The sequence below is a fragment of the Streptomyces sp. NPDC096105 genome (assembly GCF_044763335.1).
In the GTDB taxonomy this organism is placed as follows: Bacteria; Actinomycetota; Actinomycetes; order Streptomycetales; family Streptomycetaceae; genus Streptomyces.
On the sequence record NZ_JBIWGC010000007.1, the window covers coordinates 252181 to 273696 of the forward strand.

Below are 21516 nucleotides of genomic sequence, written 5' to 3' on the forward strand. Positions count from 1 at the left end.
TCCTGGGTTTTCCGCCGGCCACGGGTACCTCCGGAGCACCCGGTGCACCAGAATGGAGCCATGACGGACTCGGGGGACTTCGACGCCGCCTGGCTGCCCGCCGCCGCGTTCCGCGCGGTCGGCATCCGGCGTTCGGTGCTGCGGGGCGTCACGGACCCCCTGGCGGACACGGTGCACGGTGAACTCGCCGACGCCTGCGCGCGGTTCGGCGGCGAGGTGACTCGGGACGGCCACGCGGTGGACGCCAACCTGGTCCTCGAACTCACCGGCGGCGAACCGGCCGACGAGGGTTACACACTCCAACGCGGCGGCGGTACCACGACACTGACCGCGTCCGGCGGGCGCGGGCTGCTGTACGGGCTGTTCCACGTCGTGCGGCTCGGCGAGGACGCCTTCGCCGGGGACCTTCCGCCGCGCACCCACCGGCCCGCGCTCGCCACCCGCATGCTGGACCACTGGGACAACGTGGCCGTGCACCCGGTGATGGGGCAGGTCGAGCGCGGCTACGCCGGCGGCTCCCTGTTCTGGGCGGACGGCCGGGCGCGCGGGGACCTCGGCCGGGTGCGGGCGTACGGCAGGCTGCTGGCCGCGTGCGGGATCAACGCCGTCGCCGTCAACAACGTCAACGTGCACGCCACGGAGGCACGGCTGCTGACCGACCGGATCGGCGACGTGGCCGCGATCGCCGGCGCCCTGCGCCCGTACGGCATCCGCACGCACCTGTCGGTCAGCTTCGCCGCGCCGATGCCGCTGGGCGGGCTGCCCACCGCCGACCCGCTGGACGAGGCCGTACGCGACTGGTGGGCGGGGGCGACCGCCCGCGTGTACGAGGCGATCCCGGACTTCGGCGGGTACGTGGTCAAGGCCGACTCCGAGGGACAGCCCGGCCCCTTCGCCTACGGCCGCTCGCACGCCGACGGGGTGAACGCGCTGGCCGCCGCGCTGGAGCCGTACGGCGGCACGGTGCACTGGCGGGCCTTCGTCTACGACCACCGCCAGGACTGGCGGGACCGCTCGACCGACCGGGCGCGGGCCGCGTACGACCACTTCACCCCGCTGGACAGGGAGTTCGCGGACAACGCGGTGCTCCAGGTGAAGCACGGGCCGATGGACTTCCAGGTGCGCGAGCCGGTCTCCCCGCTGATCGGCGCGATGCCGGGGACCCGGCTCGCGGTGGAGCTCCAGGTGACCCAGGAGTACACCGGGCAGCAGCGGCACGTGTGCTGGCTGGGCCCGATGTGGAGCGAGGCGCTGCGGTTCCGCCCGGACGGCGAGGTGGCCGCCGGGCGGCTCGCGGACGGGCTGGTCGCGGTGTCCAACGCCGGCGACGACCGGTTCTGGACCGGGCACCCGCTCGCCCAGGCGAACCTGTACACCTTCGGGCGGCTGGCGTGGGACCCGGCGGCGGATCCGGGGGCCGTCCTCGACGAGTGGACCGCCCTCACCCACCCCGGCGCCCCGGGCCGGCTGGCCGACGGGCTGCACGCGATCCTGGACGGCTCCTGGGCGACGTACGAGAAGTACACCGCGCCGCTCGGCGTGGGCTTCATGGTGCAGCCGGGCCACCACTACGGGCCGAGCGTGGACGGCTACGAGTACAGCCCGTGGGGCACCTACCACTTCGCCGACCGGGACGGCATCGGCGTCGACCGCTCCACCGCGACGGGCACCGGCTTCGCCGGGCAGTACGCCGAGCCGTGGGCGAAGCTCTACGAGTCCCCCGGCACCTGCCCCGACGAGCTGCTGCTGTTCTTCCACCACGTGCCCTACGGCCATGTGCTGCACAGCGGGAAGACGGTGATCCAGCACATCTACGACACCCACTTCGAGGGCGTGGAGGAGGCCGAGGAGGCCCGCCGGGTGTGGGCGGGCCTCGTGGACCTGGTGGAGCCGGAGCGGCACGCGCGGGTGGCCGAGCGGTTCGAGGAGCAGCTGCGCTGCGCCCGCGAGTGGCGGGACCAGATCAACAGCTACTTCCTGCGCAAGTCCGGGGTGCCGGACGCGCACGGGCGCACCATCCACTGAGGGCGGGGGCGGCCTCAGACCGTGAAGTGGTCCCGGGTCTCCTCGATCACCGGGCGGCTGCCGCGCAGCAGCGACAGCAGCAGCGGCGCGGCGAGCAGGGCGGGCAGCGCCTCGGTGAGCAGGGCGGTGCCGGCGGCCGTGAGGACCAGCAGCGACAGGGCGCCCGCGGTGGTCCGGGGGCGCCGCGCCAGGAAGTACGCGGCGAGGCGGGCGGTGTCGCGGGCGCGGAAGGCGAACAGGGCGGTCAGCACCAGCGCGTGGGCGCCCCACAGCAGGCTCCCGACGCCGATGACGGCGAGCAGGAACGCCCACCAGCCGGGCAGCCCGGTGGCCGGGAAGTGGGTGAGGGTGAACGCGATGACCGTGAGCCAGCCGAGCAGCGGCGTCCACAGCTTCAGCGCGGGGACGGCGTTGATCCGCCAGCCGCGCAGGAAGGCGCGGGCCGGGCGGAGTTCGGTGAGGTCGCCGCTGCGGTGGTGCAGGGCGTAGAGGGCCGCGGCGGCGGACGGGCCGAGGGGCAGCAGACAGAGGGCGGCGAGCGGCAGGTTGGCGGGGTCGGGGGCGAGCAGGAAGAGACCGGCGAGGCCCGGCGCCGCGGTGAGCAGCAGCAGGGCCTCGACGGTGACGAGCGTGTGGATCAGCGCGGCGGCCCGGGAGAGCGGGCCGGTGCCGAAGGCGTCGGCGCGTACCGTGCTCACGGCGCCTCCCCGCCGAGCAGCCGCCGCTCGTCCCACCAGGGCGGGGTCTCGTCGTCCACCGGGGTCAGCTCGACGAGGGTGATCTCGTGGCGGGCGAGGGTGACGGTGAGGTCCGTCCGGCCGTCCTCGACGGGCAGCCGGCCGTGGCCGCGGGCGGGCTCGGCGGCCTCGTGCAGCACGTCGAGCTGACCGGGCCGCGGGGAGTGCGGGGAGCCCATGTGCCGCCAGGCGGTGTACGCGTTGCCGCGCTCCTCGTCGACGGAGGACCGGCGCGCGAACACCTCGCCGCGCCCCTCGCCGCCCACCGGGAGGGACAGGCGCAGGGTGTGCCGGTCCGGGCCCGGGGTGCGTCCCGTGGGGTCGACGGGGGCCCAGGCGAGGACGGTGATCCGTCCGTCGGGGTGCCGGGTCACCACGTGGTCGTCGCCGCGCGCGAGCCGTTCCTCCCCCATCCGGGCCATGAACGCGTACAGGTGGTAGGTGGGTTTGCGGATCTGGCGGTGGGTGAGCAGGCCGAACCCGCCGTGGAACAGGGCGGTGGGGACGCCGGTCTCCTCGAAGACGTCGCTGAACGTCCAGTAGGAGAAGGAGTCGGCGTGGTCGCCGCCCGCCGCCACCACCGGAGCGAGGTAGGCGGCGTGGAAGGCGGTGTCGTGGATCAGGTTGTCGGGCCGGTAGGAGGAGTTGAACTCGGTGATGTGCACGGGCAGTCCGGCCAGGCGCGTTCCTCGGAGCGCCTTGCGCGGCTGGGCGAACTGGTCGAGCAGGGTGCTCGCCGGGGCCAGGGTCTGGTGGGTGCCGAACGGGACGTGCTGCGCGGGCCCGGAGGCGTAGGCGTGGCGGGACACGAAGTCCACGGGCACGTCACGGCGTTCGGCGAACTCGGCGAACCGCTCCAGCCAGCCGTCCGCGGCCGGCGACAGCGCGGGCCCGCCGACCGCGAGCTCCGCGTCCACCTCCTTCACGGTGTGCGCCGTCGCCTCGTACAGCCGGTGGTAGGCCGTCTCGTCGGCGTCCTGCCAGAACTGCGGCAGGTCCGGCTCGTTCCACACCTCGACGGGCCAGGTGCGCACCTCGGCGAGGCCGTAGCGGGCGATCAGGTGGGTGAGGACCGCGCGCACCAGGCGGGTCCACTCCTTCTCGTCGGCGGGCGGGGTGACGTTCCCCTCCCACCAGAACACCGTCTGCGTCCCCGAGGCCATCTCCCGGGGCATGAAACCGAGTTCGAGGAACGGGCGGATGCCGGCGGCGAGGCAGGCGTCGAGCGCCTGGTCGAGGTAGGTGAACGAGTGGCGGGTGCGGCGGGCGCCCTGCCACGCGTAGGGGCGGTGGACGCCCATGCCGTCGCTGAGCAGGCCGTGGCCGCGCAGATGACGGAAGCCGATCTCGCGCTGGATCAGGGCGAGGGAGTCCTGGTGGTCGCGGCGCAGGGCGAGGTCGAGCCGGCCGGTGCCGACGCAGGCGCGCCAGGCGCCGGACAGCCGGCCGGCCGGCTCCGCGGGCACGCGGATCACGCGTTCTCCTTCTGGAACCGCTGGTACGCCTGGTTGTGCAGCTCGATGTACCGGTCCATGTTCTTGGCCTTGAGCTCCTTGACGTAGTCGTCCCACTCGGACAGCGGGCGCTTGCCGAGCACGAAGCGCAGGGCGTTCTGGGTGACGTGGTCCTTCAGCGGGGTGTCCCAGAGGGTGGCCTGCTCCTGCTCCTCGGCGCGCAGCGGGTGCGGCGGGTCGGTGGACAGCTCCTTGCGCGCGGCCATCGCGTCGGTGAACTTCTTCTCGTCCGGCCCGAAGGAGGAGGACACCAGGGCCCAGCTGCCGCCGTAGGTGAACACGCCGTTGTGGAAGCCGAAGTCCTTCTGCAGGTCCTTCGGGGCGTCCGGGTCGGAGCCCATGAGGGAGATGCCGGGCCTGAGTGCGTAGCCCGCGGCGCCGGAGCGGGTGAACGTGGTGTTCTCCACGCCCCACTTGCAGAACTCCTGGCCGGCGTCGGAGTACCAGAGCCAGTCCACGAACTGCATCAGGGCGACGAAGTCGTCCCGCTCCAGCGCCTTGCTGGAGATCATCATGCCGTTCTCCAGGCGCGCGCCGCCCATGACGACCGGACCCGCCGGGCCGAGCGGCACCGGGATCATCTCGATGGTGGCGCCCTTGACCTGCCGCTGGAGGTTGTAGCGGTAGTTCTGCACCAGTTCCTGCGCGTTGGCGCTGATCGCGAAGGACCTCTCCCCCAGCAGCTTCTCGACCGCCTCCTCGTCGGTCTGGGTGAAGCTCTCCGGGTCCATCAGCTTCTCGGCGACCAGCGTGCGCAGGTACTCCACGACCCGGCGGAAGGCGTCCGTGGCGCCGGTGAAGACGAACTGCTCCGCCTTGGCGTCCCAGGTGGTGTTCAGGTACGACCAGCCGGCCCGGACGCCGTGCGCCTGGCCGAGGTACTGGAACAGCGCGCCCGCCGGGAACGGGGTGTTGGTGCTCCAGCGGTCGGTGAACGGGTAGCGGTCCGGGTACTCCTCACGGAGCGCCTTGAGAGTCGTGTACACCTCGTCCCAGGTGGCCGGCAGGGCCAGTCCGTGCCTGGCGAGGACGTCGGTGCGGAAGGACAGCGAGTACTGCTGGCGCACCTTCTCGTGGAGTCCGGGGAGCAGGTAGTAGCGGCCGTCGGACTGGCGCAGCGAGTCGACCTCCGGCTGGAGGTTCCATCTCTTGACCTTCTCCTGGAAGTTGGGCATCAGGTCGGCGTACTCGCTGACCGGCAGGACGGCTCCGGAGGAGACGAACGCGGTCTCCGCGCCCGGGTAGGTCTTGGGGATCAGCAGCGGGGCGTCGCCCGCGCCGATGAGGAGGCTGCGCTTCTTCTCGTAGTCGCTCAGCGGGACCGGGGTGGCGTCCAGGGTGACGCCGGTGCGCCGGGTGAGCTCTTTCCAGAACAGCCAGCTCTCCTTCATCGGGTAGACCGGGTTGTCGTTGTGCAGGACGGTGAAGGTGAGCGGCTCGGTGGCCTTGAACTGCTGTCCGGCGCGGTAGTTCCTCATGGCGCCCGTGCGCTTCTTCGACAGGTCCTTGGCGTCCTCGCCGTCGCCGCCGCTGCCGCAGCCGGTGAGCGTGGCGAGGCCGATGAAGCCCGCGGCGGCGAGGATCTGGCGCCGGGAGAGCTGTCCGGTGTTCTTCACGGGGACTCCTGGGGGGTGGAGGGGGGTGCGGACGGCCGTCAGCCCTTGACCGCGCCGAGCATCACGCCGGAGACGAAGTAGCGCTGCACGAACGGGTACACGCAGAGGATCGGCAGCGAGGTGAGCACGATCGTCACCGCCTGGATGTTGGCGTTGACCTGGGTGAGGTTCTCGGTGGTGGCGCCGGCGCCGGTGCCGCCGGTGGCGCCCGCGAGGAGGTTGCGCAGATACACCGTGACCGGCATCAGCTCGGTGCGGTCCATGTAGAGGAACGCCGAGAACCAGGAGTTCCAGAAGGACACCGAGTAGAAGAGCACCATGGTGGCGACGACCGCCTTGGACAGCGGCAGCACGATCCGCAGCAGGATGCCGTAGGTGCTCAGGCCGTCGATCTGCGCGGCCTCCTCCAGCTCCGACGGCAGGCTCTCGAAGAAGGCCTTCATCACCAGCAGGTTGAAGACGCTGATCGCGTTCGGCAGGGCGATGGCCCACACGCTGTTCTTCAGTCCGAGGCTGGTGACCAGGACGTAGTTCGGGATGAGGCCGCCGGTGAAGAACATGGTGAACACGGCGATCCCGACCAGCGCGCCGCGGCCCTTGAGGTGGTGCTTGGACAGGACGTAGGCGTAGCAGGTGGTCAGCACCATGGCGACGGCGGTGGCGACGACCGTGTAGAGGACGGTGTTGCCGTAGTTCCGCCAGAACATCGAGTCGGAGAAGACGATCTCGTAGGTGGTGAGGTTGAAGCCCTTGGGCCACAGTGTCACGTCACCGGCGCGGATCTCCCGCTCGCCGCTGAACGACCGGGCGACGATGTTGACGAACGGGTACAGCGTGATCAGCACGACCAGGGTGAGGACGACGCCGTTCACGCCCTGGAAGACGCGGTGGCCCCGGGAGGGGCGGATGGTGCTCACCACAGGCTCGTCCCCACCGTGCGGCGCGAGAGCTGGTTGGCCGAGGTGATCAGCACCAGGCCGATGACCGCCTCGAACAGGCCGATGGCGGCGGCGTAGCTGAAGCTGTTGGACTCCACACCGGTCCGGTAGAGGTAGGTGGAGATGACGTCGGCGGTGGGATACGTCAGCGGGTTGTACAGCAACAGGACCTTCTCGAAACCGACGGCCAGGAACGTGCCGATGTTGAGGATCAGCAGCGTGATCATGGTGGGACGGATGCCGGGCAGGGTGACGTGCCAGATCTGCCGCCAGCGGTTCGCGCCGTCGATCCGGGCGGCCTCGTACAGGTCCTCGTCGATGGTGGTGAGCGCGGCGAGGTAGAGGATGGTGCCCCAGCCCGCGGTCTGCCAGATCTCGGAGCCGACGTAGATGGTGCGGAACCACTCGGGCTCCTGGATGAACCGGATCGGGTCGTGCCCGAACCAGCCGAGCACGTGGTTGACCGGGCCGTCCGTGGCGAGCATCTGCATCGTGATGCCGGCGACGATCACGACGGACAGGAAGTGCGGCAGGTAGGACACCGACTGCACGAATCGTTTCAGTGACCTGCGGCGGACCTCGTTGAGCAGCAGGGCGAGCACGATCGGGACCGGGAAGCAGAAGAGGAGCGTCAGCCCGCCGATCCACAGGGTGTTCCGGAAGACCTGCCAGAAGGTCGGGTCGGACAGGAACATCTCGACGTACCGCAGTCCCACCCAGTACTCGCCGAGGATCGACCCGCCCGGCTCGAACCGGCGGAACGCGATCACGTTGCCGATCATCGGCAGATAGCGGAACACCAGGAAGAACAGCAGCGGCAGCACGGCCAGCGAGTAGAGCTGCCAGTCCTTGCGCAGCGCACGCCGCCAGCCGGTGGGCGAGGGCGACCGGGTGCGGCGGCGGGGCGGGGGCGCCGGCGGCGGGCCCTGGAGGCCCGGGGGTGGAGCCGACGTGGTGGAGCTGCTCATGGGCCGGGCCTCCCGTGCCTGACACAGACCGAAACTTTCGAGCATCTACCGGTAACTCCGCGGCAACTTATGAGTCACGGTCAGTGGTGTCAATGGGTGGCGCGCAGGCGGTTTTTCCCGCTTCACGGCGCGTGGAAGTCCGGAACGGACCGCTGCGGAACCCGGTCAAGACCTGTTACCGTCCACCGAAATTTCCTGCGGCACGCCCGCAACGATCGGGGGTGCCGTCCGTCCGGATCTGCGAGGTGCCGCGTGCCCGCGTTCGACCTGCCCCCGGCTGAACTGGAGCGTCATCGCCCGGACCTCGCCGAACCCGCGGACTTCGACGCGTTCTGGAAGCGCACGCTGGAGGAGGCGTCGGGCGCGGGGGACGTTCTGGTCTCCGCCGACCCGGCGGACAGCGGGCTGCGGCTGACCGAGACCTGGGACGTCGCCTTCCGCGGCTTCGCGGGCGACCCGGTGCGCGCGTGGTTCAGCCGCCCCGCGGGGGCGGCCGAACCGCTCCCGGCCGTGGTGGAGTTCGCCGGGTACGGACGCGGACGCGGCCTCCCCCACGAGCGGCTGACCTGGGTGAACGCCGGGTACGCGCATCTGCTGATGGACAACCGCGGGCAGGGCGACCAGTACGGCTGCGGGGGCGACACCCCCGACCCGCACGCCGGTGCGCCGGGCGGCCCCGGACCGGCGGCGCGCGGGCTGCTCGACCCGCACGACTATCACTACCGCCGCCTGATCACCGACGCGGTGCGCGCGGTGGAGGCCGTGCGCGCACTGCCCGGCACCGACGCCTCCCGGGTCGCGGCGGCGGGCAACAGCCAGGGCGGGGGCCTGGCGCTGGCGGTCGCGGGACTGGTCCCGGACCTCGCGGCGGTCCTGGTCACCGCCCCCTTCCTGTGCGGGATCCGCCGCGCGCTGGACCTCACGGACGCGGCGCCGTACGGCGAGATCAGCGCCTACCTCGCCGTCCACCGGGGCGCGGAGGAGGCGGCCCACCGCACCCTGGCCCACGTCGAGGGCGTCTCCTTCGCCCGCCGCGCGCAGGCGCCCGTCCACTTCGGCGTGGGCCTCCGCGACACGGTGTGCCCACCGAGCGGCGCGTACGCGGCGTACAACCGCTACGCGGAGCTGACGGGCGGGCAGGAGGAGAAGGTGCTGCACGCCTACCCGTACAACGGGCACGAGGGCGGGGACGCGGTGCATGTGCGGCGGCAACTGGGATGGCTGCGAGGGGTGTTGGGAGCATAAGGGCACGGGTGGCGACGGAGCGCGGGCGCGCCGCCAGGTGGCGGGGACCTGGGACGGGGCGCGGCCCTGCCGCCCGGAGGCGGAGACCTGCGGCAAGGCGCGGCCCTGCCGCCCGGAGGCGGCCGAGACGGGGGGCGCGTGACCGCACCGGCCCGGGGTGGAGGGCAGCCGGCCCGGAACGGAGGTCAACCGGCCCGGCATGACAGGGCCGTTCCGGCGTGGGCGGTCCGCCGGGAGGCGAGCGAGGCCGCCCGGAGGTCGCAGGCCGCGGGCATCAGGCGCACGATGCCGTCGGCGCGGTCCGGGGCGCCGGCGGCGGGCGTCGTGCCCGCCCGGCAGAGCAGGCCGGGGAGTTCGGGGCGCGGCAGCGTGTCGGGGCGGGCGTGGGTGACGGCGCCCGAGGTCAGGGCCAGGCCGGCCGCCGGCACCGCGGCCAGCAGGCAGACCAGGGCGAGGAACAGCACCCTGCTGCCGGTGCGCAGCGCCGGCCGGACGCCGGCACGAGGCTCGATTGGCGCGATCATGACGCTCCCGTCCGCGGCTGTGGGGGTCGACGGGTGACAAGGACGCGGGGCGGACGAGGTGGCCGCGCCCCGGCGACGGGTTCCGGTCCGCCACGCTCATGGGAGCGCTCCCACCTCGTCCGTGAGGGCGACGGTATCGCCGGGGGACGGGGTTGTAAACGGTTGCCGCGCATACCGGGCCGCGCGGGGCCGCGGTCCGCGAACGCCGAGGGCCGCATCCCCGCGCGGGGATGCGGCCCTCGGTCGTCCTGCCCGGCCCTTACTTGCGGATCAGGCTGCGCAGCACGTACTGCAGGATGCCGCCGTTGCGGTAGTAGTCGGCCTCACCGGGGGTGTCGATGCGGACGACCGCGTCGAACTCGACACCGGTGTCGGTGGTGACCTTCACCGTGCGGGGCGTGGTGCCGTTGTTCAGCTCGGTCACGCCGGAGACGGAGAAGGTCTCCTCGCCGGTCAGACCGAGGGACTCGGCGGTGTGGCCCTCGGGGAACTGCAGCGGCAGGACGCCCATGCCGATGAGGTTCGAGCGGTGGATGCGCTCGTACGACTCGGCGATGACGGCCTTGACGCCGAGGAGCGCGGTGCCCTTGGCCGCCCAGTCGCGGGACGAGCCGGAGCCGTACTCCTTGCCGGCCAGGACGACCAGCGGGATGCCGGCGGCCTGGTAGTTCCGCGAGGCGTCGTAGATGAAGGAGACCGGGCCGCCCTCCTGCGTGAAGTCACGCGTGTAGCCGCCCTCGGTGCCCGGCGCGATCTGGTTGCGCAGGCGGATGTTGGCGAACGTACCGCGGATCATGACCTCGTGGTTGCCGCGGCGCGAGCCGTAGCTGTTGAAGTCGCGGCGCTCGATGCCGTGCTCCGTGAGGTACTTGCCGGCCGGGGTGTCGGCCTTGATGGCGCCGGCCGGGGAGATGTGGTCGGTGGTGACCGAGTCGCCCAGCTTGGCCAGCACGCGGGCGCCGCTGATGTCCTCGACCGGGGCCGGCTCCATCTGCATGCCCTCGAAGTACGGGGGCTTGCGGACGTAGGTGGACTCCGCGTCCCACTCGAAGGTGTCGCCGGTCGGGATCGGCAGCGCCTGCCACTGGGCGTCGCCGGCGAAGACGTCGGAGTAGGACTTGGAGAACATGTCCTCGCCGATGGCGTTCGCCACGACGTCGTTCACCTCGGCCTCGGAGGGCCAGATGTCCTTCAGGAAGACCGGGTTGCCGTCCTGGTCGTGGCCGAGGGCCTCGCGGGTGATGTCCACCTTCATGGAACCGGCGATCGCGTAGGCGACCACCAGCGGCGGGGACGCCAGGTAGTTCATCTTGACGTCGGGGTTGATCCGGCCCTCGAAGTTGCGGTTGCCGGACAGCACCGAGGTGACGGCCAGGTCGTGCTCGTTGACGGCCTTGGAGACCTCCTCCGGCAGCGGGCCGGAGTTGCCGATGCAGGTGGTGCAGCCGTAACCGACCAGGTTGAAGCCGACCTTGTCGAGGTACGGGGTGAGGCCCGCCTTCTCGAAGTAGTCGGTGACGACCTTGGAGCCCGGGGCGAGGGTGGTCTTGACCCACGGCTTGCGGGTCAGGCCCTTCTCCACCGCCTTCTTGGCCACCAGCGCGGCGGCGACCATGACGTACGGGTTGGAGGTGTTGGTGCAGGAGGTGATGGCCGCGACCGTCACCGCGCCGTGGTCCAGCGTGTAGGTGGTGCCGTCGGGGGCGGTCACCTCGACCGGGTTGGACGGGCCGGTACCGGCCGCCGCGGCGGGGTGCTGCGGGGCGCCGGCACCGTTGTCGTCGTGGCCGTAGGCCGGGGCGTCGCTGGCGGGGAAGGACTCGGCGCTCGCCTCGTCGACCGGGGAGGCGACACCGTGCGGCTGCTCCTGCTGCGGGACGCCCGGCTTGCGGTCGTCGCCGCCGGTGACACCGGCGGCCACGTAGTCGAGCACGTCGGCGTTGAACTGCTCGGCGGCGCGGGTCAGTTCGATGCGGTCCTGCGGGCGCTTCGGGCCGGCGATGGACGGGACGACCGTGGACAGGTCCAGCTCGAGCTTCTCGGAGAAGTCCGGCTCGGCCTGCGGGTCCAGCCAGAGGCCCTGCTCCTTGGCGTAGGCCTCGACCAGGGCGACCTGCTGCTCGGAGCGGCCGGTCAGGCGCAGGTAGCTCAGCGTCTCGTCGTCGATCGGGAAGATCGCGGCGGTGGAGCCGAACTCCGGCGACATGTTGCCGATGGTGGCGCGGTTGGCCAGCGAGGTGGCGGCGACGCCCTCGCCGTAGAACTCGACGAACTTGCCGACGACGCCGTGCTTGCGCAGCATCTCGGTGATGGTGAGCACCAGGTCGGTGGCGGTGGTGCCGGGCTGCAGCTCACCGGTGAGCTTGAAGCCGACGACGCGCGGGATCAGCATGGAGACCGGCTGGCCGAGCATGGCGGCCTCGGCCTCGATGCCGCCGACGCCCCAGCCGAGGACGCCGAGGCCGTTGACCATCGTGGTGTGCGAGTCGGTGCCGACCAGGGTGTCGGGGTACGCCTTGCCGTCGCGGGTCATGACGACGCGGGCCAGGTGCTCGATGTTCACCTGGTGGACGATGCCGGTGCCGGGCGGGACGACCTTGAACTCGTCGAAGGCGGTCTGGCCCCAGCGCAGGAACTGGTAGCGCTCCTTGTTGCGGCCGTACTCCAGGTCGACGTTCTGCTTGAAGGCGTCGTTGGTGCCGAACTTGTCGGCGATCACGGAGTGGTCGATGACCAGCTCGGCCGGGGCCAGCGGGTTGATCTTCGCCGGGTCGCCGCCGAGCTCCTTCACGGCCTCACGCATCGTGGCGAGGTCGACGACACAGGGCACGCCGGTGAAGTCCTGCATGATCACGCGGGCCGGCGTGAACTGGATCTCCTGCGACGGCTGCGCCTGGGAGTCCCAGCCGCCCAGGGCGCGGATGTGGTCGGCGGTGATGTTCGCGCCGTCCTCGGTGCGGAGGAGGTTCTCCAGCAGCACCTTCAGGCTGTAGGGAAGGCGCGCGGAGCCCTCGACCTTGTCCAGCCGGAAGATCTCGTACGACTCGTCGCCCACCTGCAGCGTGCTGCGGGCGTCGAAGCTGTTCGCCGACACGACAGTCTCCTTCATTGATGTGCGCGTACCACCGTCAATCGTGCCGCCACGCCGGCTTGGCCGTTCCGGTGAGGTCAGGCTAAGTTAGGTATGCCTAAGTCGCGTGGCGACCGCGGTGCGCCTCGGCAGATATCTCGATGTCGAGATAATCCTAGTACACGGGCGCGGAATGGTCATGCCCGGGACCCGGTGACCGCTCCCGTCGCCTGGAGGCGTTCGCCTGGCGAACCCGGTCGTTCGGCCTTCCGTCCCGGTGGACCAGCCGTACGGGTCGATCGCGCCGGGGCGCCGGCGGCCGTACCGGCCGGGGTGCGTCTCGCAGGGCGCCACGGCAGGACGCCCCGGCAAGGACGGCGCCCCGACCGGCCCGGACAAGGAGCACGCCGGGTGCGCCGACCGGCCGGATCAGCGCACTCGGTCGTAGACCACGGCGATCTCGCCCAGATCGCCGGTCTCCTGATGGGCGAGCTTCCATCGCGAGCTCGGCAGGCCGTCCTCGAACAGCCGCTGCCCGCCCCCGACGATCTCGGGGAAGATCATGAGATACAGCCGGTCCAGCAGATCCGCCGGGAGAAGCGCCTTGATGACGCTGGCGCTGCTGTTGACGAGGATGTCGCCCTCGCCGGTGGTCTTGAGGTCGGCGACGACGTCCGCGGCGGGGGCGTTCACCACGCGGGTGCGTTCCCACGGCGCCTCGGCCAAGGTGGCCGAGAAGACCACCTTCTCGGCGCCGACCAGCCACCTCGCATATCCACGATCACGCGGATCGGCGTTCTCGTCCGCGGCGACCGACGGCCAGTACCCCAGGAATCCCTCGGCGTTGACCCTGCCGAGCAGCGCCGTCGTCGCGCCCTCCCAGATGCGGGTGAGGTGGTTCCGCGCGACCTCGGTGGTCACGTACGGGGCGAACGCGCCGAAATCTCCGGCCCCGCCGGGACCGTTGTAACGTCCGTCGAGGCTGAGGGCCAGGTTCGCGGTCACCCTGCGGCCGGTCGAATCGGTCATCTCGCGCTCCTCGTGTCGGCACTGTCGGTGTCGTGCGGGTCCGCGGCGAGGGCCGCCACGAGCTTGTCGAGGCTCTGGCCGAAGCCGATCTCGATGCCTGCGACGAAGTCGGCGGAGTCGACGGTGCTGTCGGTGATCCGCCAGTGGACGTCGAGGTCCGTGCCCGTACCGGTGGGCTTCAGGCCGATGCCGACGTGGGCGGTGAAGGCGACGCCCCCGTCGGGCAGCACGGGAGAGAGCCGGTAGCCGAGGTGCTCACCGGGGCGCACGTCCTCGACGACTCCCTCCGCGCGACCGGCGACCGGGTCGGAGCCGTCGGAGTCCTCGGCATCGCGGTACTCCTGGACCACCCGCCCACCCGGTCGCGCCTCGAAGACGAGTTCGGAGACGCGAAGGTCGTCCGGCGTCCACCAGCGGGCGAGCAGGGATGCCTCGGTGAGGTGGCGCCAGACCAGTTCGGGGCGCCCCGCCAGCGACCGGTGGAACCTGAACGAGCGGCCGTCGGCCCACCCCGGCTCCTCCGCGGCGAGCCGCTCCGCGCGGAGACTCCGTCCGTAGCGGTCGTAGGTCGCCCGCGGGCCGCCCTCCTGGTCCGCGGTGTCGGCGAGCCGGCTGAGCGCACCTGCCAGGTCCCGCAAAGGGGCGGACCGGAGCGCGTAGACACGGCGCCGGCCGCTGCGCTGCGAGGTGACGACGCCGGCGCGTTCAAGGGTCTGCAGGTGCTTGGTCGTCTGCGGCTGGCGCGCCTCGGCGAGCTGGGCGAGAACGCCGACCGGGCGGGGCCGCTCGGCCAGCAGCCCCACGAGCCGCCAGCGGACCGGGTCGGCCAGTGCGGTGAGGAGTGCGTCCATGGGCGCGATCATTCCCCGAAGAGAATATTCCCGTCAAGGAATATGTCGAGGGGACGCTCCGGGTGCGCCGGACTCGCTCTCCTGCGGGGCGCACGCTTCCCTCCGCCCCTCCACCCCCCGCCCTCCCGCCGGCCTCGTACGAACCCGGCCCCGGGTGCCATCACCGCCGAGGACCGGGGTATCCGACTGAGACACAGTCAGTCACGGCAGGACCGACCAGGGAGGCGAGGATGCCCCTCACGTTCCGCAAGAGTTTCCGGATCCTTCCGGGGGTGCGGCTGAACATCAACAAGCGGTCGTGGTCCATCACCACCGGCAGCAGGAACGGCCCCCGGTACACCCGCAGCAGCACCGGACGTCGTACGACATCGATGGATCTGCCCGGACCTTTCGGATGGCGGCGCACCACCCACAGCCGCCGGAGCAGGGGATACTGACGTCACATCACCCGACCATCACCCGAATGGACCCCCCAAGAGGCGCCATCTCATATCTGAGATAGCCTCAACCTCATGGCAGACGACTACCTCGTACGCATCGGCAAGCTCATCCGTGACGCCAGGCAGCACCGCGGCTGGACACAGGCCCAGCTCGCCGAGGCGCTCGGCACCAGCCAGAGCGCCGTCAACCGGATCGAGCGCGGCAACCAGAACATCAGCCTTGAGATGATCGCCCGTATCGGCGAGGCGCTGGACAGTGAGATCGTCTCCCTGGGCTACGCCGGCCCGATGCATCTGCGGGTGGTGGGCGGCCGCCGGCTCTCCGGCGCCATCGACGTCAAGACGAGCAAGAACGCGTGCGTGGCACTGCTGTGCGCCTCGCTGCTCAACAGCGGGCGCACGGTGCTGCGCCGCGTGGCCCGCATCGAGGAGGTGTACCGCCTTCTGGAGGTGCTGCACTCCATCGGCGTGCGCACCCGCTGGATCAACGACGGCGTCGACCTGGAGATCGTGCCGCCGGCCGAGCTGGACCTGGCGGCGATCGACGCGGACGCGGCCCGCCGCACCCGCTCCATCATCATGTTCCTCGGCCCGCTGCTGCACCGCCTGGACCGCTTCATGCTGCCGTACGCCGGAGGCTGCGACCTCGGCACGCGCACCGTGGAGCCGCACATGATCGCGCTGCGCCGCTTCGGCCTGGACATCGCCGCGACGGAGGGCCAGTACCACGCAGTGGTCGACCGGACCGTCGCCCCCGACCGCCCGATCGTGCTGACCGAGCGCGGGGACACGGTCACCGAGAACGCGCTGCTGGCCGCCGCGCGGCACGACGGCACGACCGTCATCCGCAACGCGTCCTCCAACTACATGGTCCAGGACCTGTGCTTCTTCCTGGAGGCACTGGGCGTCAAGGTGGACGGCATCGGCACGACGACGCTCACCGTGCACGGTGTACCCACCATCGACGTGGACGTGGACTACTCCCCCTCCGAGGACCCGGTCGAGGCGATGAGCCTGGTGGCGGCCGCGGTGGTGACGGAGTCGGAGCTGACGGTCCGCCGGGTGCCGATCGAGTTCCTGGAGATCGAGCTGGCGGTCCTGGAGGAGATGGGCCTCGACCACGACCGCACGCCGGAGTACTTCGCGGACAACGGCCGGACGCGGCTGGTGGACCTGACGGTGCGGCCCTCCAAGCTGGAGGCGCCGATCGACAAGATCCACCCGATGCCGTTCCCGGGCCTGAACATCGACAACGTGCCGTTCTTTGCGGCGATCGCGGCGGTGGCGCAGGGTCAGACCCTCATCCACGACTGGGTCTACGACAACCGCGCGATCTACCTGACCGACCTGAACCGCCTCGGCGGCCGGCTCCAGCTCCTCGACCCGCACCGCGTCCTGGTCGAGGGCCCGACCCGCTGGCGCGCGGCCGAGATGATGTGCCCGCCGGCCCTGCGCCCCGCGGTGGTCGTCCTGCTGGCGATGATGGCGGCGGAGGGCACGTCCGTCCTGCGCAACGTGTACGTCATCAACCGCGGTTACGAGGACCTGGCGGAGCGGCTGAACTCGATCGGGGCGCAGATCGAGATCTTCCGGGACATCTGAAAGCTCTAAGAAAAGGTAACGCGAATCCCCTTCCTGACCTGCACGCATGCGAGCCAGGAGGGGGCTCGGCTTCGCCTGTGGGACTTCTCAGGGACATTTAGGCCAGGCCGGGATACTGCCGATGTAAGGGGCAGGCGGGCGAATTCCCCGGCACTGCCCCTTACCGCTCCCCGGCCGTCATAATGGAGGCATGTCCTCCAGCCCACAGCACCCGGCACCCGCGCCGAGCGGCCTCTCGGACGCGGTCGCCGAGGATCTCGCGCTGTACCGGGAGAAGTTCCGCCGCCGTCTGCCGAAGTCGCTGGACGAGCTGCGCGGGCCGACGCACGGTGTCGTGGATCTGCCGCTGCACGTGGCCTGGTCGGGGATAACCTCGTACGACCTGAACAAACCGCGCCAGCGCATGGGCCTGTACCGCGCCGTCCTACACGAGGGCCTGTACGACGACCTGCCCCGCTACCTCAACCAGGACCTGCTCCTCGAGCTGTGGCCGGTACTGCGAACCCTCGTCGGCCGCAGCGTGCGCGCCGTATGGGAAGACGCCTTCCCTCAGCTTGCCTCCCGCACCCGGGCAGCCGCGTGACGGACATGCCCGAGCTGCACACGCGGCTTCTGGCGGATGTGATCGCCCTCGGCTCCCGGTACCCGCTGGTTCTCACCGGCGGGTACGCCGTGCGGGCGCACCACCTTGTCAACCGCCCCAGCCAGGACCTCGACGTCGCCACTGAGAACCCGGCGCCGATGGCCGACATCGCCACCACGCTCCGCGCCGGCCTGGAAGCCCGCGGCTGGGAAGTGCACGCGTTGGAAATTGCCCCGCTGTCCGCCCGCTTCACCGTGTCCGACCCGGCCACCGGGCAGGACTGCGAGGTCGACATCCTCAAGGAGAATTTCTGGCGGCCCGTCGCCCAGAGCCCGTACGGGCCCGTCCTCGCGGAGGAGGACGTGGTCGGAACCAAGGTCCGTGCCCTCGCCGACCGCGGAGCGCCCCGCGATCTGATCGACGTGTTCGCCGCCTCCCGCCGCTGGACCAATGCCGAGCTCGAGGAGTTCGGCCACCGCCACGCCCGCGGCCGCTTCGAGCGCGAGGACCTGCAAGCGAACCTCACGGGCGCCGAGTGGACCGACGACGAAGCCTTCTCCGCCTACGGCCTCGATGACGCCGCCATCACCGCCCTCCGCGCCTGGGCCTTGAAGTGGGCCGATGACCTCGCGGCCCGCCTCCTCGAAGGGGCCAACGATGTGGACATCGAATAGTCGGGTCCGAGTCCGTCCGCAGCCGCGGGGTGAACGCGGCGGCGCCGCAGCAGTTCCTGGGCGAGTTTGAGGCCGGTGCGCTCGCGCTGGAGGGCGCCCGAGAGGTCGACGAGGACGTTGAAGTCGCTGGCGTGGACGTCTTCCTTGATCTCGATGACGTCCTTCAGCAGGGGCTCACTCGTGGGCATCAGGCGGTCATTCCCTCTCTCGGCTCGCGGCCCAGCCGCACGACGCGCGCCCTTCTCAGTGCCTCCCCACCCTGCCAGGCGGCACCGACACGTATGTCCCTCGGTGCGGAATCTTCCGTACCGCACGGTGCCCACAGGATCACCCACAGCTTCCGCTGGGTAGGGTCGGCGCGGGTTCTGTCGGCGGTACGGGGAGCGGGGGCGACGACGGGTGGGGTGGCGCGAGGAGATCGCCGCGGCCTTGGGCGAACTGGTGACGATCATGGGCGGCACCGGCAGGCAGCCGCGCTGGCACCGGGTGGGGAGGGCAACCCGCACCAAGGAGGCCGGCTGGTACGCGGTGGACCTGCGCGGCTCCGACATCGGGCCGGACCAGCTGGACGCGCTGCGTCTCGCGGGGCCCGAGTCCGACGGTGTCGAGACGGAGGGCTTCACCGTCTCGGAGACGGTGCAGAACGGCTCCCTGCTCACGTTGAAGGTCGCCGAGTTCGCCGACCTCTCGGACGCGTATCTGTGGCTGCTCAAGCAGCCGCCGACCTTCCTCGTCACCGCTCTGCGCGACGGCATCGCCGGACTGGGCGAGGCGCCGCTGGCGGGTGCTCTGGCCGCGGGTTCGATCGGCGGCACGTCCGCTCCCCTCCCGGACCCTCCGGGGTTCCACCCGGCACAGGGGGACGCCTACCGTGCGTGCCTGGGCCAGGGCACGCATCTGGTGTGGGGTCCGCCGGGCACCGGCAAGACGACGGTACTGAAGCGTGCCATCGGCGACCTGATCGCACGCGGCGACCGGGTGCTGCTGGTGTCCGCCACCAACATCGCCGTGGACAACGCCCTGTTGGGGGTGATGAAGGAGAGCAGGCACGGTCCGGGTGACATCGTCCGGGTGGGGCCGCCCCAGTTGCGGGAGGTCGCTGACGACCCTGGGGTGTCACTGCCGCTCATGGTGCGCGAGCGCCTGGCCGAGACGGCGGAGCGCAGGCGCGGGATCGAGGCTGCGCTGGTCGGCGTCCGGGCCCGCACGGCGGAGCTGGCCGCGCTGGAAGCCTCCCTCGTCCGCTTCGATCCTGCCGCGTACTTCGACGCGCTGAAGCTGCTGCGCACGCCCGGCCAGGATCCGGTGTCCGTGCGGACGCGGGCGGAGACGGCGGCGGCCCTGCTGGAGGAGGCCGTGGCGGCCCGGGACGCGGTGCAGCAGGCCGCCGTGGCGGCCCAGCGTCGCCGGGACGCGGCGGAGGAGTCGCTCCGGAAGTGGGCCGAAGTGGAACGGCTGCGCCAGGAGCAGTCCCGCGTCCTCAAGGCCGCGGAGCGCAAGCAGGCCGACGCCCTGACGGCCGAGGACTACCTTCGCGACCTGCGCGAAGAACTGGAGGAACTGGACGCCCAACGGTCGGTGGCCCGGTGGCGCGCCCGGGAGAAACGACAGGAGCTGCGTGAGCGGCTGGCCGACACTGAGGAGGACGTCGCCCGTACCCGCCGGGCGGCCCAGGCCGCACTCGTCACGGCTGAGGCACACGTCGTCGCGCTGGAGCGGGAAGTGGCGGACCTCGTTACCGGCATCACCCACACTCCCGAGCAGATCGCGGCCCTGCAACAGGCGCTGGCCGCGGCACAATCCGCGTACAGGTCGGCTCTGGAACTGGTGGCCGCCCGTCGCGAGGAGGCCACTCAGCTGGAACGGGCCGTCGTCCGCGCCCTGGACGCCGCGGAACTCACCGCCCGCGCCGAACAGCAGGACTGGCCCGCCCACCATGCCCGCGCCGAGCGATTACGGCCCCGGGTGACGGCCGACACCGCCCGTCGGGCCGCGCTGGAGGAGGAGTTCCAGCAGGTCCAGGAGGAGTACGAACGCCTCGCCCGCAACGCCGAGGGCGAGATCATCGAGAGCGCGAAACTGGTCGCGACCACCCTCGCCCGGTTCCGTACCAACAAGGCGGTCTTCGACGGCCCCTACGACGTGGTCCTGGTCGACGAGGCGGGTGCGGCGACTCTGCCCGAGGTGATCCTCGCGACGGCGAAGGCGACCCGGACGGCCGTCCTGCTCGGCGATTTCATGCAGCTCGGCCCGGTCGTCGAGGAGCGGCTGAAGGATCTCGACCGCTCGGACGTCAGGCGCTGGCTCCTCTCGGACGTCTTCCGGCACTGCGGCATCCAGGACCCCGAGGACGCCCGGCGGCACCCGGCCTGCGTCACCCTGACCGAGCAGCACCGCTTCGGCCCGGCGGTGATGGGCCTGGCGAACTCGCTGGCGTACGGGGGAATGCTCCGGGGCGGCAAGCAGGCCGCGGCACCGCGGCCCCCCGACGACCCGGAGATCGTCCTTGTCGACACCGACGGCCTGCATGAACTGGCCCGGCCCCACCTGACCGGACGCCGCAGCGGCTGGTGGCCGGCCGGGGCCCTGATCTCCAGAGCCCTGGTGGACTACCACCGCGCGAGTGGCGAGGACACCGGCATCGTCACCCCCTACGGCGTCCAGGCGGAGGCGACCTTGGAGGCGCTGCGGGACGTGGAGAGCGGTGGCGGCCCGCTCGCGGAGGTGGGCACGGCGCACCGCTTCCAGGGCCGCGAGTTCCCCATCGTCGTCTTCGACACGGTCGAGGGCGCCGACGGCAGGGAACTGTGGATGTCGTTGGCGCACCGGGAGCCGGGCGCGTCGGACTGGGCGCGCAGCGGCGTGCGCCTGTTCAACGTGGCGGCCACCCGCGTCCAGACCCGCCTGTACGTCATCGGCAGCTGGGAGCGCATCAGCTCCGCGAAGAAGGGCACGGCCTTCTCCCACCTGGCCGCCCTGGTCGGCACGCCGGGCGTACGGCGTCTACGGGCCGGCCATCTGATCACGCCGCCGCACGAGGACGCGCCGAGCCGCGGGGAGTTCGGTGCCGCCCTCGCCGACGTACTCGCCCGGCATGTCGAGATCACGGGCATCGACGACGAGACGACGTTCTTCAGCACCTTCGAGGACGAGATCCGCACGGCCCGCACCTCGGTCTGGCTGTGGGCGCCGTGGGTCGCGAACCGGGTGCGCGGCATCCTTCCGTTGCTGCGCGAGGCTGCCGGTCGGGGCGTGCGCGTGAGCGTGTTCATCCGCGACGACACGGACCATCTCCAGGCCCGCCCGGACAGTCAGAGCCTCATCGCGGACCTCCGGGCCGTCGTCCACACGGTCATTCCCGTCAACGTCATGCACCAGAAGATCGCGGTGATCGACGAGCGGACGGTGATGCTCGGCAGCCTCAACACTCTGTCCCAGTCGTGGACCCGCGAGGTCATGCTGACGATCCGCGGCGGCCACTTCGCCCGCAAGCTCCTGGAGCACGAGCACGCCGAGCTGTTCACCCGCCCGCCGAAGTGCGGCCGCTGTGGCGGCATGAGCATCGAGCTGCGCCGCCGCAGGAACGGCGTCTGGTTCTGGCGCTGCTACGACACCGTCTGCAAGACGGGGCGGAACGGCCGGAGCAACGCCTGGAACCAGGACATCAGGGTGGGTGGGGGGAGACGCTGAGTCTTGCGCG

At 71.3% G+C, this 21516-nt stretch carries 16 protein-coding genes; 7 read left to right on the forward strand and 9 right to left on the reverse strand.

Going from position 1 to position 21516, the window contains the following annotated elements; all coding sequences use genetic code 11:
• Positions 1 to 60: 60 nt before the first annotated feature.
• The gene (locus ACIQ8B_RS14710; protein WP_403546994.1) at positions 61 to 2025 is read left to right on the forward strand and encodes an alpha-glucuronidase; all 1965 of its coding nucleotides are present in this window, start codon (positions 61 to 63) and stop codon (positions 2023 to 2025) included.
• Positions 2026 to 2039: 14 nt separating this feature from the next.
• Here ACIQ8B_RS14710 and ACIQ8B_RS14715 read toward each other — a convergent pair whose 3' ends face one another.
• The 5 genes from ACIQ8B_RS14715 to ACIQ8B_RS14735 are packed head-to-tail and all read right to left on the reverse strand — an operon-like array spanning position 2040 to position 7798.
• Positions 2040 to 2723 (reverse strand): hypothetical protein, encoded by a 684-nt coding sequence (locus ACIQ8B_RS14715; protein ID WP_290007661.1) that lies wholly within the window; start codon positions 2721 to 2723, stop codon positions 2040 to 2042.
• Positions 2720 to 4237 (reverse strand): xylan 1,4-beta-xylosidase, encoded by a 1518-nt coding sequence (locus ACIQ8B_RS14720; protein WP_403546995.1) that lies wholly within the window; start codon positions 4235 to 4237, stop codon positions 2720 to 2722. The genes ACIQ8B_RS14715 and ACIQ8B_RS14720 overlap by 4 nt, the downstream gene beginning before the upstream one ends.
• Positions 4234 to 5892, reverse strand: a complete 1659-nt coding sequence (locus ACIQ8B_RS14725; RefSeq protein WP_403546997.1) for an extracellular solute-binding protein — start codon at positions 5890 to 5892, stop codon at positions 4234 to 4236. The genes ACIQ8B_RS14720 and ACIQ8B_RS14725 overlap by 4 nt, the downstream gene beginning before the upstream one ends.
• 38 nt (positions 5893 to 5930) lie before the next feature.
• A complete protein-coding gene (locus tag ACIQ8B_RS14730) occupies positions 5931 to 6812 on the reverse strand; it encodes a carbohydrate ABC transporter permease (RefSeq protein ID WP_106411936.1) in 882 nt (293 codons plus the stop codon).
• Positions 6806 to 7798: a sugar ABC transporter permease gene (locus ACIQ8B_RS14735; protein WP_290007668.1), complete on the reverse strand. Its 993-nt coding sequence runs from the start codon at positions 7796 to 7798 to the stop codon at positions 6806 to 6808. Before ACIQ8B_RS14735 ends, ACIQ8B_RS14730 begins: the two co-directional genes overlap by 7 nt.
• 252 nt (positions 7799 to 8050) lie before the next feature.
• Between ACIQ8B_RS14735 and ACIQ8B_RS14740 the strand changes: the two genes are divergently transcribed.
• Positions 8051 to 9043 carry an acetylxylan esterase gene (locus tag ACIQ8B_RS14740; protein WP_403546999.1) on the forward strand — a complete coding sequence of 331 codons (993 nt, stop codon included), beginning with the start codon at positions 8051 to 8053 and terminating at the stop codon, positions 9041 to 9043.
• 185 nt (positions 9044 to 9228) lie between these two features.
• Here the strand turns inward: ACIQ8B_RS14740 and ACIQ8B_RS14745 are convergent, their stop codons facing one another.
• The 4 genes from ACIQ8B_RS14745 to ACIQ8B_RS14760 all read right to left on the reverse strand — a co-directional run bounded on the left by ACIQ8B_RS14745 (position 9229) and on the right by ACIQ8B_RS14760 (position 14517).
• Positions 9229 to 9567 carry a hypothetical protein gene (locus tag ACIQ8B_RS14745; protein WP_290007671.1) on the reverse strand — a complete coding sequence of 113 codons (339 nt, stop codon included), beginning with the start codon at positions 9565 to 9567 and terminating at the stop codon, positions 9229 to 9231.
• Between the two features lie 259 nt (positions 9568 to 9826).
• Positions 9827 to 12661 carry an aconitate hydratase gene (locus tag ACIQ8B_RS14750; protein ID WP_403547001.1) on the reverse strand — a complete coding sequence of 945 codons (2835 nt, stop codon included), beginning with the start codon at positions 12659 to 12661 and terminating at the stop codon, positions 9827 to 9829.
• 405 nt (positions 12662 to 13066) lie between these two features.
• A complete protein-coding gene (locus ACIQ8B_RS14755; protein ID WP_290007674.1) occupies positions 13067 to 13666 on the reverse strand; it encodes a dihydrofolate reductase family protein in 600 nt (199 codons plus the stop codon).
• Entirely contained in the window at positions 13663 to 14517 is an 855-nt protein-coding gene (locus ACIQ8B_RS14760) for a metalloregulator ArsR/SmtB family transcription factor (RefSeq protein ID WP_403547003.1), read from the reverse strand. Before ACIQ8B_RS14760 ends, ACIQ8B_RS14755 begins: the two co-directional genes overlap by 4 nt.
• A 230-nt stretch (positions 14518 to 14747) precedes the next feature.
• On the opposite strand from ACIQ8B_RS14760, the gene ACIQ8B_RS14765 reads away from it, so the two are divergent.
• From ACIQ8B_RS14765 to ACIQ8B_RS14785, 5 genes are all read left to right on the forward strand, one after another.
• Positions 14748 to 14954: a DUF4236 domain-containing protein gene (locus ACIQ8B_RS14765; RefSeq protein WP_290007677.1), complete on the forward strand. Its 207-nt coding sequence runs from the start codon at positions 14748 to 14750 to the stop codon at positions 14952 to 14954.
• Positions 14955 to 15029: 75 nt separating this feature from the next.
• Positions 15030 to 16559, forward strand: a complete 1530-nt coding sequence (locus ACIQ8B_RS14770) for a UDP-N-acetylglucosamine 1-carboxyvinyltransferase (protein WP_106411943.1) — start codon at positions 15030 to 15032, stop codon at positions 16557 to 16559.
• A 190-nt stretch (positions 16560 to 16749) separates the two neighbouring features.
• Entirely contained in the window at positions 16750 to 17142 is a 393-nt protein-coding gene (locus ACIQ8B_RS14775) for a hypothetical protein (protein ID WP_403547006.1), read from the forward strand.
• 5 nt (positions 17143 to 17147) lie between these two features.
• Positions 17148 to 17816, forward strand: coding sequence for a nucleotidyl transferase AbiEii/AbiGii toxin family protein (locus ACIQ8B_RS14780; RefSeq protein ID WP_290007681.1), 669 nt, complete (start codon positions 17148 to 17150; stop codon positions 17814 to 17816).
• Positions 17817 to 18245: 429 nt separating this feature from the next.
• A complete protein-coding gene (locus tag ACIQ8B_RS14785; RefSeq protein ID WP_403547008.1) occupies positions 18246 to 21506 on the forward strand; it encodes an AAA domain-containing protein in 3261 nt (1086 codons plus the stop codon).
• Positions 21507 to 21516 lie beyond the last annotated feature (10 nt).